The 15,282-nt window shown below is 65.8% G+C and carries 12 protein-coding genes; 6 read left to right on the top strand and 6 right to left on the bottom strand.

Annotated elements, in window-relative coordinates; genetic code table 11:
- Positions 1-27: 27 nt before the first annotated feature.
- Positions 28-3,447, bottom strand: coding sequence for an indolepyruvate ferredoxin oxidoreductase family protein (locus KUV49_RS11230; protein ID WP_222450026.1), 3,420 nt, complete (start codon positions 3,445-3,447; stop codon positions 28-30).
- Between the two features lie 178 nt (positions 3,448-3,625).
- Here KUV49_RS11230 and KUV49_RS11225 point away from each other — a divergent pair, with 178 nt between their 5' ends.
- Entirely contained in the window at positions 3,626-4,519 is an 894-nt protein-coding gene (locus tag KUV49_RS11225; RefSeq protein ID WP_222450025.1) for a LysR family transcriptional regulator, read from the top strand.
- A 198-nt stretch (positions 4,520-4,717) separates the two neighbouring features.
- Here KUV49_RS11225 and KUV49_RS11220 read toward each other — a convergent pair whose 3' ends face one another.
- Together KUV49_RS11220 and KUV49_RS11215 are read right to left on the bottom strand one after the other, a co-directional pair.
- Positions 4,718-5,848: a M24 family metallopeptidase gene (locus KUV49_RS11220; protein WP_222450024.1), complete on the bottom strand. Its 1,131-nt coding sequence runs from the start codon at positions 5,846-5,848 to the stop codon at positions 4,718-4,720.
- Positions 5,845-6,876: a pyridoxal-phosphate dependent enzyme gene (locus KUV49_RS11215; protein WP_222450023.1), complete on the bottom strand. Its 1,032-nt coding sequence runs from the start codon at positions 6,874-6,876 to the stop codon at positions 5,845-5,847. The genes KUV49_RS11220 and KUV49_RS11215 overlap by 4 nt, the downstream gene beginning before the upstream one ends.
- Positions 6,877-7,022: 146 nt before the next feature.
- Between KUV49_RS11215 and purL the strand changes: the two genes are divergently transcribed.
- From purL to grxD, 5 genes are all read left to right on the top strand, one after another.
- On the top strand, positions 7,023-9,188 hold the full coding sequence (gene purL, locus KUV49_RS11210; RefSeq protein ID WP_222450022.1) for a phosphoribosylformylglycinamidine synthase subunit PurL: 2,166 nt from the start codon (positions 7,023-7,025) through the stop codon (positions 9,186-9,188).
- A 187-nt stretch (positions 9,189-9,375) separates the two neighbouring features.
- Entirely contained in the window at positions 9,376-9,924 is a 549-nt protein-coding gene (locus KUV49_RS11205) for a YbjN domain-containing protein (RefSeq protein ID WP_222450021.1), read from the top strand.
- 177 nt (positions 9,925-10,101) lie between these two features.
- The gene (locus tag KUV49_RS11200; protein WP_057793905.1) at positions 10,102-10,344 is read left to right on the top strand and encodes a BolA/IbaG family iron-sulfur metabolism protein; all 243 of its coding nucleotides are present in this window, start codon (positions 10,102-10,104) and stop codon (positions 10,342-10,344) included.
- Positions 10,345-10,348: 4 nt separating this feature from the next.
- Positions 10,349-10,585 (top strand): hypothetical protein, encoded by a 237-nt coding sequence (locus KUV49_RS11195; protein WP_222450020.1) that lies wholly within the window; start codon positions 10,349-10,351, stop codon positions 10,583-10,585.
- The gene (gene grxD / locus KUV49_RS11190; protein WP_222450019.1) at positions 10,582-10,944 is read left to right on the top strand and encodes a Grx4 family monothiol glutaredoxin; all 363 of its coding nucleotides are present in this window, start codon (positions 10,582-10,584) and stop codon (positions 10,942-10,944) included. The genes KUV49_RS11195 and grxD overlap by 4 nt, the downstream gene beginning before the upstream one ends.
- A 177-nt stretch (positions 10,945-11,121) precedes the next feature.
- Here grxD and KUV49_RS11185 read toward each other — a convergent pair whose 3' ends face one another.
- From KUV49_RS11185 to glnT, 3 genes are read right to left on the bottom strand one after another with little or no spacing between them, the layout of a single operon-like run.
- Positions 11,122-12,915 (bottom strand): TRAP transporter fused permease subunit, encoded by a 1,794-nt coding sequence (locus KUV49_RS11185; protein ID WP_315899501.1) that lies wholly within the window; start codon positions 12,913-12,915, stop codon positions 11,122-11,124.
- 4 nt (positions 12,916-12,919) lie between these two features.
- Complete coding sequence (locus KUV49_RS11180; RefSeq protein WP_222450018.1) at positions 12,920-13,873, bottom strand: TAXI family TRAP transporter solute-binding subunit; 954 nt, start codon at positions 13,871-13,873, stop codon at positions 12,920-12,922.
- A 58-nt stretch (positions 13,874-13,931) separates the two neighbouring features.
- Positions 13,932-15,266, bottom strand: coding sequence for a type III glutamate--ammonia ligase (gene glnT, locus KUV49_RS11175; RefSeq protein ID WP_222450017.1), 1,335 nt, complete (start codon positions 15,264-15,266; stop codon positions 13,932-13,934).
- Between the last annotated feature and the right edge of the window lie 16 nt (positions 15,267-15,282).

Raw genomic sequence — 15,282 nt, 5'->3', positions numbered from 1 at the left:
AATTTGGGTAACAAAGGCGCGGGCGGCCTACTGTGCCGCCCGTGCCACGTCCTGCCCGCCATCGCGGATCACCTGCAACAGATGCTCGCGCTGCTTCGCGGCCTTCTGCGCGTTTGCCATCTTCACCGGACCGAAGCCCCTGATCTGCAACGGAAGTTCGGCCAGCGCCACGATGGCGTCCTGGGTCCGGCCCTCCAGCTTGGGCAGAACCTCGGCCATATCCGCCTCGTACTCGCGGATCAGCGCGCGTTCCATGCGCCGCTCCTCGCTATAGCCGAAGATGTCCAGCGGCGTGCCACGCAGGCCCTTGAACTTCGCCATCAGGCGCATCGGCTTTTCCATCCAGGCCCCGAATTGCCGCTTCTTGGGCCGCCCGTCCGGGCCGGTCTTGCTCAGGATCGGCGGGGCCAGGTGAAAACTCATGTCGAAATCGCCCGCGAACTCCTCCTCGGCCTTCTTCCGGCTCTGGATCAGCAGCCGCGCGACCTCGTATTCGTCCTTGTAGCTCAAGAGCTTGTGATAGCCCAAGGCCACCGCTTCGCGCACCTGCTCGTTCTCGATTCCATCGAGCAGCTTGCGGTACCGCTTGGCCAGCCGCTTGCCCTGATAGTCCACCAGATGATCCGCGCGGAAGGCGATCTTTTCCTTCAGCGATTTCGGTTTCTGCACCACGTTCGGCGTCACCATGCGGTCCGCTTCCTCGGGGTGCACGGCGGCCCACCGCCCGATCTCGAAGGCGCGCAGGTTCCGCTCCACCGCCGTGCCGTTCAGCTCGATGGCCGCGTCGATCGAGGCCTTGCTGAGCGGGACAAGCCCCCGCTGCCACGCCGCGCCAAAGATGATCATGTTGGAAAAGATCGCGTCGCCCATCGCCACCCGCGCCAATTCACTGGCGTCGAAGAGCACCACGTCATCCTGCATCCGCGCCTTCAGTGACAGCGCCAGCTGGTCGGTGGGCAGCGTGAACTCGGTGTCACGGGTGAAATCGCCGGTCATGATCTCGTGGCTGTTGACCACCCCGCCGGTGCGCCCCATCCGTGTCAGGCCCAGCGTCTTGGCCCCGGCGCTCGTCACCAGATCGCCGCCAATGAGCGCGTCCGCCTCGCCCGTGGCGACCCGTATGGCACTGATATCGCTCGGCTTCTCGGCAATCCGGCAATGGATATGCACCGCGCCGCCCTTCTGCGCGAGGCCGGCCATTTCCATCATCCCCGCGCCCTTGCCGTCGATCTGCGCCGCCTGCGCCATCACCGCGCCGATGGTCACGACGCCGGTGCCGCCGACGCCGGTGATCACCACGTTATAGGTGCCGTCGATCCTGGGCAGCGCAGGCTCCGGCATATCCGGCAAGTCCAGCTCCGCAGACGCCTCTTTCCGAATCTTCGCGCCTTCCAGCGTCACGAAGGACGGGCAGAACCCCTTGAGGCAGGAAAAATCCTTGTTGCAGCTCGACTGGTCAATGGCCCGTTTCCGGCCCAGTTCCGTCTCCTTCGGCACGATGGCCACACAGTTCGACTGCACCCCGCAATCACCGCAGCCTTCGCAGATATCGGTGTTGATGAAGACCCGCTTGTCGGGGTCCGGGAAGGTGCCGCGCTTGCGGCGGCGGCGTTTCTCGGCAGCGCAGGTCTGCACGTAAATAATGGCCGATACACCCTTGATGTCCTGAAACTTCTCCTGCACCTGCATCATCTCGGCGCGTTCGTGCCAGCCGATGCCCGACGGAAAATGCGCCTTCTCGGGTTCTTCCTTCTCGTCATAAACCACCGCGATGTGCTCGACGCCCATCGACTGCAACTCGCGCGCGATCCGGTCGGGGCCCAGCCCACCCTCGTTGGTCTGTCCGCCGGTCATGGCGACCGCGTCGTTGTAGAGGATCTTGTAGGTGATGTTCACACCCGCCGCGAGCGCCGCCCGAATGGCCAGCACGCCCGAGTGGTTATACGTCCCGTCCCCGAGGTTCTGGAACACGTGGTCGCGGTTGGAAAACGGCGCCTCGCCGATCCAGTTGGCGCCTTCCGCGCCCATATGGGTGAACCCGCTGGTCTCGCGATCCATCCACAGCGACATGATGTGACACCCGATCCCGGCATAGGCACGCCCGCCTTCCGGCACCTTGGTCGAGGTGTTGTGCGGACAGCCCGCGCAGAAATACGGCAGCCGCGCCGCCAGCTCCTCGGCATTGTCCGATTTCTTTGCCTCATCAATCAGTTGCAGTCCGGCCTTCACCCGGTCCGTGCCGCGGCCTTCCTCCACCAGGATCGTGCCGATCTTCTCGGCCACCATCACCGGGTCCAGTGCCATGCGCGTCGGAAACAGCTCCTCGGAATGCAGGCCGCCCGCGCCGCCCTTGTACCAGCCATAGACGCGCCGCCCTTGGCGATCGTCGAAAATCGCCTCCTTGATCTGGATCTCGATCAGCTTGCGCTTTTCCTCGACCACGACGATCAGGTCCAGCTCCTCGGCCCAGTCGTGAAAGCCCTTCATGTCCATCGGAAAGGTCTGGCCCACCTTGTAGGTCGTCAACCCCAGCCGCTCGGCTTCTGCCGCGTCGATCCCCAGCATGTCCAGCGCGTGGGTCAGGTCCAGCCAGTTTTTGCCGGCGGCCACGAACCCGATCTTCGCGCCGGGTTTGCCCCACACCCGCTTGTCGATCTTGTTCGCGTGGGCAAAGGCTTCGGCGGCGTACCTCTTGTGGTCGATCATCCGCGCTTCCTGCGCGATCCAGTGATCCCCGAGGCGAATGCTCAGGCCCCCATCCGGCATGTCGAACTCGGGCAGCACGAAATTCATCCGGTCAAGGCTGCCATCCACGACGCTCGTGACCTCCACCGTGTCCTTCATCGTCTTGAGGCCCGCCCAGACGCCCGCAAACCGCGACAGCGCGAAGCCGTAAAGGCCGAAATCCAGGATCTCCTGCACCCCCGCCGGCGACAGCACCGGCATGTAGGCATCCACCAGCGCCCAGTCCGACTGGTGACAGACGGTGGAACTCTCCCCGGTATGGTCGTCCCCCATCGCCATCAGCACCCCGCCCAGCGGCGCCGTTCCGGCCATGTTGGCGTGCCGCATCACGTCGCCCGAGCGGTCTACGCCCGGCCCCTTGCCGTACCACAGGCCAAAGACGCCATCATGCTTGCCCTCGCCGCGCAGCTGCGCCTGCTGCGTGCCCCACAGCGCCGTCGCCGCCAGATCCTCGTTCAGGCCCGGCTGAAAGGTCACGTTCGCCTCGGCCAAGGTCTTTTCCGCCCGCGCCATCTGCAGGTCCACCGCCCCCAGCGGCGAGCCGCGATAGCCGGTGACATACCCGGCGGTGTTGTGCCCTTCGGCGCGGTCCCGTGCGGCCTGCATCAGCATCAGACGCACAAGGGCCTGCGTGCCGTTCAACAGGATCTGAGACTTGGACAGGTCCAGCCGGTCGTTCAGGGAAATCTTCTGATCGCTCATATCGTCCTCCCGTGGCGCTTGCGCGATCCAGCGCAATTGCTATGTATATAGGCGTGTATTAGGTCAATATACGTGACCTAATACAGTTTTTCACGCGAATTCCGCGCTATCGGCTGTGAACCGCAAATGTTTTTCTGCTATTGCGCCAGCGGGAACGGATTGAATTGAAAGTTGCGAAATGGATTGGGACAAACTGAGAATATTTCACGCGGTCGCCGACGCGGGCAGCCTCACCCATGCCGGTGATCAGCTTCACCTGTCGCAATCCGCCGTCTCGCGACAGATCCGCGGGCTCGAGGAATCACTCAACGCCACGCTCTTTCACCGCCACGCCCGCGGCCTCATCCTGACCGAACAGGGCGAGCTTCTGTTCGACGCCACCCGCGCCATGGTCAAGCGGCTGGACGCCGCGACCGCGCGCATCCGCGACAGCGAGGAAGAGGTGTTCGGCGAACTGCGCGTGACCACCACCATCGGATTCGGCACGCTCTGGCTCGCCCCGCGCCTGCCCAAGCTCTTTTCGACCTATCCCGACCTCAACATCGACCTCATGCTCGAGGAACGCGTGCTCGACCTGCCCATGCGCGAGGCCGACGTGGCCATCCGCATGAAGGAACCCAGCCAGGCAGACCTCATCCGCAAGCGCCTGATGATGATCAACATGTGCCTGTTCGCGACGCAGAAGTATCTCGATGAGCGCGGCACGCCCGAAGGGATGGAAGACCTCGGAACGCACCGGCTGATCTGCCAGAACCCGCGCTCGGCCCAGGTCGGCGCCGGCGCCACGCTGGTCAACGAGCTGGTGACCTACGACATCCCGTCGCTGCTGACCGTCAACAATTATTACGGCGTGCTGCAGGGCGTGCTCAACAACCTTGGAATCGGCGTCCTGCCCGACTACCTGGGCCAGGATTTCGACCAGCTTGTCCGCGTCCTGCCCGAGGTGCAGTCCTCCGATGTGCCGGTCTTCCTCGCCTACCCCGAGGAGCTGCGCCATTCGCAGCGCATCAAGGCGTTCCGCGATTTCGTTCAGGAAGAAATTGTGGCCTATCGCAAAAACGTCGCAAAATAAGGCGTTTCGGGCAATTTTCGCGCGCCGGAACAGCAGCCATGCGGCAACAGCATAGCAGGTTTTCGCACAGTGCGACCTCTTTACTCTTGAACGCTCGAAAAACGGGCACTAATTCCACGGCATGACGGTGATCAACCCGATCACTTCATACCTCCCTGTTGGACTATGGCCGAGCTTATCAGCTCGGCCTTTTTTTTCTCAGATCAACGGGATGTCCGGGCCCGCCAGCGGCGACAGCGCCCGCGGCGCGCCATCGGTGATCACGATATTCTCCTCATGCACCATGCCGAGGCCCCCGGGCCGGTCTATCCCCGGCTCCAGCGTGATCACCATGCCGGGCTCCAGCACCGTCTGATCGCGTGCCGTCAGCGACATACCCTCGGTCAGCTGCATCCCCAGCCCGTGGCCCAGCCGCCCCGCCGTCTCGCCCGCACCGACGACAGCCGACATGGCCCGCCACAGGTCGCAGGCGCGCGCACCGGGCCGGGCAAGCTCCATGGCCGCCTGCGTGGCCTCGACCAGCCGCGCATGGGCCTCCGCAATGCCGTTCCCCACATGCCCCACGGCGAAATTCCGGTCGAAATCGCAGAAATACCCGTCATACACCGCGCCGGTGTCCAGCATCAGAACGTCGCCCGCCCGTAGCGGCCTCTCGGACGCGGGCGAGATCACGTCCGCATAGCCACCCTGCCCCGCGCCGCCCGCAAGGTAAGGCACCCAGTCCGCGCCTTCCTCCAGCAGCAGGCGCTGAAAGTCGCGAAAAACCTGCGCCAGCGGCCGGCCCGCGCCCGCGATCTCGGGCACACGGTCAAAGGCCCGGCCCGCGATGGCGCAGGCGGTCCCGATCCTGGCGATCTCGGCCGGGGATTTGACCGCCCGCAGCCGCGCCACGATCCCCGCTTCGCCGGTGAACACCAGACCGGCCAGGTCCCTCACCCGCGCGAAATCCGCCAGCGGCATGCGCAGATGTGTCTCAAAGCCCATCGGCACCCCCACCGGGCCGCCGACCTCGGCCAGCGTCTGCGCCAGCAGGCTCACACCGTCATCTTCAGGGGTGGGGGCCGGCCACGTGCGGATATCCTCAATCCATGTCCGCCCCATCGGCGCGGCCCCGATCGAGGGAATCACCGCCCTGGGCGGCCCTTCGCGCGGCACCACCAGGAACCACGGACGGCTCGGGCTTTCCCAGAACCGCGTCAGGAACCCGGTGAAATAGCGCACGTCCGCCTCGGTGGTCAGCAGAAGCGCCCCCAGCCCGGCGCGGTCCATCAGCAACTGCGCCCGCGCCGTGCGGGTCTCGTATTCCGCACGGTCGAAGCCCCGGTTCATGCCTCGGCCTGCTCACTCAGGATGCACAGCACCCGCGCCTCCGGCCCAAGGCCCATCAACCGCGCGGCGGCCAGCCCCGCGGCACCGGATTCGGTGCTCTCCAGCCCCATCAGCGTCAATTCCGGCAGCACCGCCGCCGCCTCCTCCTCGGTGATCGCCCCAAAATCGTCCGCGTCCCGCGACAGCCCGCGCAGCGCGATCAGCGACGGCTCCTTGCAATCCAGCCGCCCCATGGCCGAGACCGGACCTTCGGTCACCACCGGACGCCCCGCTTCGATACTGGCCTGCAACGCCGGGGCCGCCTCGGGTTCCACCACGACGATCCGCGGCGCGGCGCCCCAAGCCTGACGGAAAAGCGCCGCGCAAGCCCCCGCCAGCCCGCCGACCCCGGCTTGCAGGAAGATATGCGTGGGCACCTCGGGCATCTGCCGCACTGCCTCCTCGGCCATCACGAGGTAGCCTTCCATCAGCCGCCACGGCAGGTCCACGTATCCGGGCCAGGAACTGTCCGACAACAAGGTCCAGCCATTCTCCTTCGCGGCGTGCTCGGCGGCCTTCATGCTGGCCTCGTACTCCGCTCCAGCGCGCACCACCTCCGCCCCCATGTCCCGCAGGCGTCCGGCAAAGCTTTCCGGCACCGTCTCGGCGATATAAACCACCGCCTTCGCGCCAAAGACCTTGGCCCCGGCGGCCACCGACATCCCGTGATTGCCCGCGCTCGCCGTCACATATGTCCGCCCCGCCAGCGCACGCGCCATGTCGTCCGCCCCCGTCGCCGCGGCCTCATGCGCAATCACGTAAGCCGCCCCAAGCGCCTTGAAGCTGCCCAGCCCCATGCGCCCGCGCTCGTCCTTCACGAACAGCGTGGTGCCCCACGCCTCCCGCCGCTCCAGCGGCGTCACCTCATGCGCCGGGCACTGCCCCAACAGCCGCAACGGCGCGGCGGCGTCCACGCTCGGCCCGGGGATCTCGGCCAGCACGCCATCCACCAGCCCCTGCCCGCGCCACGGGTTCTCGATAATCTTCATGGCACCTCCTTTTCGCCCAACCCGACGGCATCGCGCGGCCTCCGTCAAGGCCCATGGCACGCACCGCGCCGCACCCCCTTCCCCCCGCTGCGTTCATGGCCTAATAGGGGCGCCATCTGCACCGCACCTTGGGGGACATGTTTCACATGCAGGAACCGGCCATCACGTCCGATCTGATCGCGGCCCACGGGCTCAAGCCCGACGAATACGACCGCATCCTCGAAATCATCGGCCGCGAACCGAGCTTCACCGAACTCGGCATCTTCTCGGCCATGTGGAACGAGCATTGCTCCTACAAGTCCTCCAAGAAATGGCTGCGCACCCTGCCCACGAGTGGCCCGCAAGTGATCTGCGGCCCGGGCGAGAACGCGGGCGTCGTCGATATCGGCGACGGCCAAGCCGTGGTCTTCAAGATGGAAAGCCACAACCACCCCTCCTATATCGAGCCCTACCAGGGCGCGGCCACCGGCGTGGGCGGCATCCTGCGCGACGTCTTCACCATGGGCGCGCGCCCCATCGCCTCGATGAACTCGCTTTCCTTCGGCGAGGTCGCCCACCCCAAGACCCGCCAGCTGGTGCATGGCGTGGTCGAAGGCATCGGCGGCTACGGCAACTGCTTCGGCGTGCCCTGCGCGGGCGGCGAAGTCCGCTTCGATCCGGCCTATAACGGCAACTGCCTCGTCAACGCCTTCGCGGCGGGGCTCGCGGACGCCGACAAGATCTTCTACTCCGCCGCCTCCGGCATCGGCATGCCCGTCGTGTACCTCGGCGCCAAGACCGGCCGCGACGGCGTCGGCGGCGCCACCATGGCCTCCGCCGAATTCGACGAGACCATCGAGGAAAAGCGCCCCACCGTCCAGGTCGGCGACCCCTTCACCGAGAAACGCCTGATGGAAGCCACGCTGGAGCTGATGGCCACCGGCGCCGTCATCTCGATCCAGGACATGGGCGCGGCGGGCCTCACCTGCTCGGCCGTGGAAATGGGCGACAAAGGCGGCCTCGGCGTGAAGCTCAACCTCGACGCCGTACCTCAGCGCGAGGCGAACATGACCGCCTACGAGATGATGCTGTCGGAATCCCAGGAACGCATGCTCATGGTCCTGCGCCCCGAGAAAGAGGCGGAAGCCCGCGCCGTGTTCGAGAAATGGGACCTCGACTTCGCCATCGTCGGCGAAACCATCGCCGAGGACCGCTTCCTGATCATGCATAAGGGCGAGGTCATGGCCGACCTGCCCCTCGCCACGCTCTCGGGCAGCGCCCCGGAATACGACCGCCCGTGGGAGGAACCTGAAACGCCCGAGGCGCTCGACGATGCGAACGTGCCCAATGTCGATCCCATCGACGGGCTGAAGGCCCTGATCGGCTCGGTCAACTATTGCGGCAAGCAATGGGTCTACGAGCAATACGACACGATGGTGATGGCCGACAGCGCCCGCACCCCCGGCCAGGGCGCCGGCCTCATCCGCGTGCACGGCACCGACAAGCACCTCGCCTTCACCTCGGACGTCACGCCCCGCTACGTCAAGGCCAACCCCTTCGAGGGCGGCAAGCAGGCGGTGGCCGAGGCCTATCGCAACCTCACGGCTCTGGGCGCCGTGCCGCTCGCCACGACCGACAACCTCAATTTCGGCAACCCCGAGAAACCCGCGATCATGGGCCAGTTCGTCATGGCCATCAAGGGCATCGGCGCGGCCGTCGCGGCGCTCGACATGCCCATCGTCTCGGGCAACGTCTCGCTCTACAACGAGACCGACGGATCGGCCATCCTGCCCACCCCCACCATCGGCGCGGTCGGCCTGATCCGCGACCCCGAGACGGCGATCACCGGCCAGGCCCGCGACGGCCACGTGGCCCTGCTGGTTGGGGAGACCACCGGCCACCTGGGCCAGTCGGCGCTTCTGGCCGAGGTCTATAACCGTGTCGACGGCGACGCGCCGCATGTCGATCTCGACGCCGAGAAACGCAACGGCGAATTCATCCGCGCCAACCATGCGCTGATCAAGGCCTGTACCGACCTTTCCGACGGCGGCCTCGCGCTCGCCGCCTTCGAAATGGCCGAGGCGGCGGGCGTGGGTGTCTGCCTCGACAGCGACGAGACCGCGACGCTCTTCGGCGAGGACCAGGCCCGCTACCTGGTGGCCTGCAACTTCGACCAGGCCGAGGCGCTGATGATCGCCGCAGGCCAGGCCGGCGTGCCGATCCAAAGCGTGGGCCGCTTCACCGGCAGCGACGTGCAGATGGGCCGCTCCAGCGCCCCACTCGCCGAGCTGTCCGCGATCTATCGCGGCACTTTCGGCGACACCTTCGCCTGACGGCAATTCGGTGACCCCGCCCCGGACTTGATCCGGGGCCTTCACCACCCAAGAGGTCCCGGATCAAGTCCGGGACGCGTCGCACAGAACGCGCCGCTCGCACCCCATCACGTTTGCGTCGGGGGCGTTGGCGGGCCTGCCATGCTCTGCCATTCTTTCGGAACCGACCCTCCGAAAGGTTCCGACCATGCTCCGCCTGTCCCTGACCCTCGCCCTCGTCACGCTGCCCCTCACAGCCCCCGCCCAGGATAGCGAAACGCCCACCCCGGACACTCCGATCGAAGCCCCCATGACGCTCGACCGGCTGGACACGATCCTGAAATCACTGGACGAGAACACCCGGACCGACGGCCGCGTCTGGCAACTGACCATCGCCGACACGCCCGTACTGATCATCACCGATCCCGACAATGACCGGATGCGCGCCCTGTCCCCCGTGGCCGATCTCGACGACGTGCAGGTCGACACGCTTCAACGCATGATGCAGGCCAATTTCGACACCGCGCTCGACGCCCGTTACGCCATCGCCAAGGACATGGTCTGGTCCACCTATATCCACCCGCTCGCCCCGCTGGAAAAGGACCAGCTGATTTCGGGCCTCGGCCAGGTGGTCAATCTCGTTCAGACCTACGGCACGCTTTACACCGGCGGCGCGATGCAGTTCGGCGGCGGCGACAGCGGCACCTTGCAGCGCGACCTCATTGACGAGCTTCTGAAGAAGGGCAAGGAACTCTGACGCGGCGCGCACCCGCCCCACATCGCAGGGCGGGGTTTCACCCCGCCTTTCCCCACATTGCCGGGACGAAATCCCGGCCTGCCCCGCCACGGACGACATCGCCGGAAACCACGTCCGTCGCTTGCATCCCGGCCCTGCCCTCTCTACATCAGGGACAGACACCAAGGAGACGCGCACATGCCCATGCAAGTCCAGGAAATCGAGGACCTGATCCGCGAAACCTTCCCAGACGCCAAGATCACCATCACCGATCTGGCCGGCGACGGGAACCATTACGCGGCCGAGGTCATCGACGAAAGCTTCCGGGGCAAGAACCGCGTCCAGCAGCAGCGCGCCGTCTATGCCGCGCTCAAGGGCAAGATGGACGGCCCCTCGGGCGACCTGCACGCCCTGGCGCTGACCACCAAGGCCCCGGACTGAGACCATGAGCTGGACGCTGATCATCCTCGTGGCGCTTGTCGTCGCCGCCATCGCGGCGGTCGCCATCGTGGGTCAGCGCAAATCCCCCGGCCAGCGCGGCAGCGAACCGAGGACCGGCATGCACACGCTTGAATCCGACTATCAATCCGGCATGGGCGGCGGCAACGTCCGGCGGTGGGAAATCCCCCGCGATCCGCAGGCCTATGCCAAACTCTTTGCACCGAAGGACACCAGGAAATGAGCGACCCGAAGACGCAAATCGAAGAAACCGTCAAAGCCAACGATGTGGTGCTTTACATGAAAGGCACCAAGACCATGCCGCAATGCGGGTTCTCGTCCCGCGTCGCGGGCGTGCTGAACTACATGGGCGTCGAATACACGGACGTGAACGTGCTGTCCGATGACGGCATCCGTCAGGGCATCAAGGATTATTCCGACTGGCCCACCATCCCGCAGCTTTACGTGAAGGGCGAGTTCGTGGGCGGCTGCGACATCATCACCGAGATGACGCTCTCGGGCGAGCTCGACACGCTCTTCGAGCAGAACGGCGTCACCTATGACAAGGACGCCGCCGAGAAGATCCGCGAAGCCAACGCCTGAACGGCTCTTTCCAAACGGTTCATCCAAGGCGCGGTCCCCGGTCGGGGGCCGCGTTTTTCTTGTCTAATGCTTAACGGCGCACGGTCCGTTCATCCGGGCCTTCGGACAACGGCACTGTCGCGATACCACCAAAGTACCGACGCAATACCGACGTGGGTTTTCGCCCCCGATTCGCCGTTAAGACATTGGCCACAGGATCAAAAACAGCCCCGCCCCGAACGCCGCCATCCGCAGCGGCCAGCCTTTCTTCAGCACAAGCGAAAGGCTGACCAGCGCCAGCCCCGCGCCCACCTTGACCATCGCCAGAACCGCCCATCCGGGCGCCTCCGCCAACGCCGTGATGCCGGGGTTCGCCACCATCCCCAACGGGATCAGGTAGAGGCCCACGCCCAGCGTCATCGCCGTCAGAGCGACCCGCAGCCAGTTCTCGCCGATCATGCCGGCGGCGATGAACACCGCCCCGCACACGGGCGGCGTGATGGTCGACAACAGGGCGTACCAGAAGACGAAAAGATGCGCCTGCAACGGCTCCATCCCCAGCTCGATCAGCGCTGGCCCGGCCACCGAGACACAGATCACATAAGCCGCCGTCGTGGGCACTTCCATGCCCAGAATCAAGCAGGCACAAGCGGTTAGCAGCAGTGACGGCCACAGCATCCCGCCCGAGGCCGACAGGATCAACGAGGTGATCTTGACCCCCAGCCCGGTCACGCCCAGCACCCCGATGACCAATGAGGCGCAAAAGATGATCGCGCCGATCAGCGCCACCTGCCGCGCCGCGGTCATCAGCGCCGTCTCGGCCCGCGCCAGCGCGCGGGTCAGGTTCACCCGCAGGTCCGACCCCAACAAGAGCAGCGCCGCCCCGGCAAAGATCGACAGGCACGCGGCATATTGCGGCGTCACCCGCATCACGAACATACCCCACAGCAGGATCAGGAACGGCACCAGGAAAAACCCTGATGTTACAAGCACATCGCGCCGCGCCGGCCGGTCCGCATCCGCCAGCCCCCGCAGATCAAACCGCGCCGCATAGCCGTCGATCCCCACCCAGACGGCCCAGAAATACAAGAGCGCGGGCAGTGCCGCGGCTGCCATGATGCCGGTATAGGGCACCCCCGTCAGCTCGACCATGACGAAGGCCCCCGCCCCCATCAGCGGCGGCATGATCTGCCCGCCGGACGAAGCCACCGCCTCGACCGCGCCGGCAATCCGCTTGGGGTAGCCCAGCTTTTCCATCGCAGGCAACGTCACCGCCCCGGTCGAGGCCACGTTGGCCGAGGCCGAGCCCGAGATGGAGCCGAACAGCGCCGAACTCAGCACCGAGACCTTGGCGGCCCCGCCCCGCAGACGCCCGGCGGCGGCAGCGGCCACGTTCATGAACCCCTGCCCCGCCTCGCCCGCGTTCAGCACCGCGCCGAAGATGACAAAGATCGCCACCACGTTCACCGACACCTGCGTCAGCGATCCCCAAAGCGCGCCTTCGGCAATGGTCAGCGTGCCCAGAAAGCTCTCGATCGGCGTGCCGGAATGGCCGAAACGCCCCGGGATGTGTTGCCCGAAGAGGCCGTAGAGCAGCGCAATGGCAGCCACCAGCGGCAGGGGCCAGCCGATGGCACGCCGCGCCGCTTCCAGCACCACGAGGATCAGCACGGCGGCGATGGCCACCTGCCCTTGGCCTTCCAGAAACCCGTACTGGTCGCCCAGCATGTCGCGGTTGAAAACGACCCAAAGCGCCGCGCCCACGCCAAGTGCCGCCAGCACGTATCCGCTCTGGCGCATCAGCCCCGCCTGCCCCCAGATCAGCACCCAGGGCAGCACGAAAACCAGGTGCATGGGGCGGCTGACCAGGTTCGGCACCAGCCCCCAGAAGACCAGGCCGATGTGGAACACCACCGACGCCAGCGCCAGGCCAAGCCAGAAAAGCCGCGCAGGACCGGCCTGCGCGGCGGGATCGGGGGTCGTCAGGCTCACGTGGTCACTTCTGGGCGTCGGTCAGGGCCATGCCCGCCTCTTCGTAATAGCGCACGGCGCCGGGATGGATCTGGCCGGTGATGTTCTCCATCAGGCCTTCGTCCACGCCGTTCCACCACGCAGAGGATTCCGCCAGCTTGGCCTTGCTTTCCCAATAGGTCTTGGTCAGTTGATAGGCGGTCTCGTCATCCATCTTGGTGGTCGTGTAGGCCGCCACCGGCAGCGAGGTCGTCACGATATCCGCGTCCTGCCCGGCATAAGTGCCCGCAGGGATCACCAGCTTGGTGCGCTTGGTCTCGGCGATCTCATCGTCGCTCATCGACAGCACCGTCACGCCGGTCGAGGCCGCGGCCTCGACCACGTTCGGCGCGGGCCAGGACCCCGCGGTCACGAATCCGTCGATCTGGCCGTTCTGCATGGCCGGAACGGCGTTCGACAGTTCCACGTCGGCGATCTCGACCTTGTCAGCCAGCCCGAAGAGGTCGAGATACTTCTCGCCCTCCGTCGCACCGAAGCTGCCCTTGCCCAGCAGGATCGTCTTGCCTTCCAGGTCGGCCAGCGTCGTGGCGCCGCTCTCCTCACTCATGACGAAGTGCATGGTCAGCGACGGGATCGGGAACAGCGCGCGGATTTCGTCGAAGGCCGGGTCGCCCTTGCCCTCGAACATCGCCTTCCCGCCCTGCGCCAGGCTGACCAGCACAGGGGGCGTGGTAAAGACATAGTCACCCCCCCGCGCCCGCACTTCCATCACGTTCTGAACCGAGCCCTGGCTTTCCTCGACCGTCACGCTGATATCGCCGTCCGAGGCCTCTTGCATGGCCTCGGCGATCTGCACGCCCATCTGGTAATAGGACGAGGCCGTCTTGGCCGATTTGTAGGTCACGCGCGTCTCGGCGGCAGCCGGCAGCGCCAGCATCGTGCCGGCCAGAACGGCGGCGGTCAAACGGTGAAACGTCATGGTATCCTCCCAACTGTCTGGGGCGCATTTATGCCTGCGCCCCGGACAGGGTCAATGGTCAGATATCCAGCGTGTGGTCCTTTTCCCACTGGCTGAAATGCGACATGTAGGAATCCCACTCCTGCCGCTTCATCTTGAGGAACGCGGACGAGAATTCCTCGCCCAGCATCGCCTTCAACTCGCGGTCCTTGTCGTACAGACGCAAGGCATCCAGCATGTTCAGCGGCAGCTTCGGCGCACCGCGCACCTTGTAGCCCTCGGCATACATGTCGATGTCATACCGCTTGCCCGGATCCGCCTTGGACCGGATCCCGCTGAGACCCGCCGCGATGATCACGGCCTGAAGCAGGTAGGGGTTCGCCGCCCCGTCCGCCAGCCGCAGCTCGAACCGCCCCGGCCCCGGCACGCGCACCATGTGGGTGCGGTTGTTGCCCGTCCATGTCACCGTGTTGGGTGCCCAGGTGGCCCCGGAGGTGGTGCGCGGCGCGTTGATCCGCTTGTAGCTGTTGACCGTCGGGTTGGTGATCGCCGCCATGCCGCTGGCGTGCTTCATGATCCCGCCCAGGAAATTGGCGCCGCGCTCCGACAGGCCCAGTTCTGCCGTCGGGCTGCCCTCGGCGGTGTCGGTGGCAAAGACATTGGTCTTGGCCTTGGCCCCGGGCGCGTCCCAGACCGAGATATGCACATGCGCGCCGTTGCCGGTCAGCCCCTCGACGGGCTTGGGCATGAAGGTCGCGCGGAAGCCGTGCTTTTCGGCCACCGACTTGGTCATGAACTTGAAGAACGAATGCCGGTCGGCGGTAACCAGCGCGTCGTCGAACTCCCAGTTCATCTCGAACTGGCCGTTGGCGTCCTCGTGGTCGTTTTGGTACGGGCCCCAGCCCAGGTCCAGCATGTAATCGCAGATCTCGCGCACCACGTCATAGCGGCGCATCACCGCCTGCTGGTCATAGCAGGGCTTCTCGGCGGTATCGAACTCGTCACTCAGCGAATTGCCATCCGGCGTCAGCAGGAAATACTCCGCCTCCACGCCCGTCTTGACGTGCAGGCCTTCCTCGGCGGCCTCGTCGATCAGCCGGCGCAACACGTTGCGGGGCGCTTGGGCCACGTCCTCGCCCTCCATCACCGGGTTGGCGGCGACCCACGCAACCTCTGGCTTCCACGGCAATTGGATCACCGACTCCGGGTCCGGCACAGCCAGCATATCGGGATGCGCCGGCGTCATGTCCAGCCACGTGGCAAAGCCCGCGAACCCCGCGCCATCCTCCTGCATGTCGGCAATCGCCTGCGCCGGGACCAGCTTGGCGCGTTGCCCGCCGAAGAGGTCCGTGAAGGAAATCATGAAGTACTTTACGCCGTTTTTCTCGGCAAATTTAGCCAGGTCCGTGGCCATTGTTATCTCCCCGTTT

This window comes from Roseovarius atlanticus (assembly GCF_019802205.1).
GTDB classification, from domain to species: domain Bacteria; phylum Pseudomonadota; class Alphaproteobacteria; order Rhodobacterales; family Rhodobacteraceae; genus Roseovarius; species Roseovarius atlanticus_A.
The sequence above is the reverse complement of the archived record's forward strand: the minus strand, read 5'-3'. Positions and strand labels throughout refer to the sequence as shown.

Coding starts and splice junctions, on each gene's coding strand:
- KUV49_RS11230 (WP_222450026.1), bottom strand. CDS start 3,447: ATGAGCGATCAGAAGATTTCCCTGAACGACCGGCTGGACCTGTCCAAG.
- KUV49_RS11225 (WP_222450025.1), top strand. CDS start 3,626: ATGGATTGGGACAAACTGAGAATATTTCACGCGGTCGCCGACGCGGGC.
- KUV49_RS11220 (WP_222450024.1), bottom strand. CDS start 5,848: ATGAACCGGGGCTTCGACCGTGCGGAATACGAGACCCGCACGGCGCGG.
- KUV49_RS11215 (WP_222450023.1), bottom strand. CDS start 6,876: ATGAAGATTATCGAGAACCCGTGGCGCGGGCAGGGGCTGGTGGATGGC.
- purL (WP_222450022.1), top strand. CDS start 7,023: ATGCAGGAACCGGCCATCACGTCCGATCTGATCGCGGCCCACGGGCTC.
- KUV49_RS11205 (WP_222450021.1), top strand. CDS start 9,376: ATGCTCCGCCTGTCCCTGACCCTCGCCCTCGTCACGCTGCCCCTCACA.
- KUV49_RS11200 (WP_057793905.1), top strand. CDS start 10,102: ATGCCCATGCAAGTCCAGGAAATCGAGGACCTGATCCGCGAAACCTTC.
- KUV49_RS11195 (WP_222450020.1), top strand. CDS start 10,349: ATGAGCTGGACGCTGATCATCCTCGTGGCGCTTGTCGTCGCCGCCATC.
- grxD (WP_222450019.1), top strand. CDS start 10,582: ATGAGCGACCCGAAGACGCAAATCGAAGAAACCGTCAAAGCCAACGAT.
- KUV49_RS11180 (WP_222450018.1), bottom strand. CDS start 13,873: ATGACGTTTCACCGTTTGACCGCCGCCGTTCTGGCCGGCACGATGCTG.
- glnT (WP_222450017.1), bottom strand. CDS start 15,266: ATGGCCACGGACCTGGCTAAATTTGCCGAGAAAAACGGCGTAAAGTAC.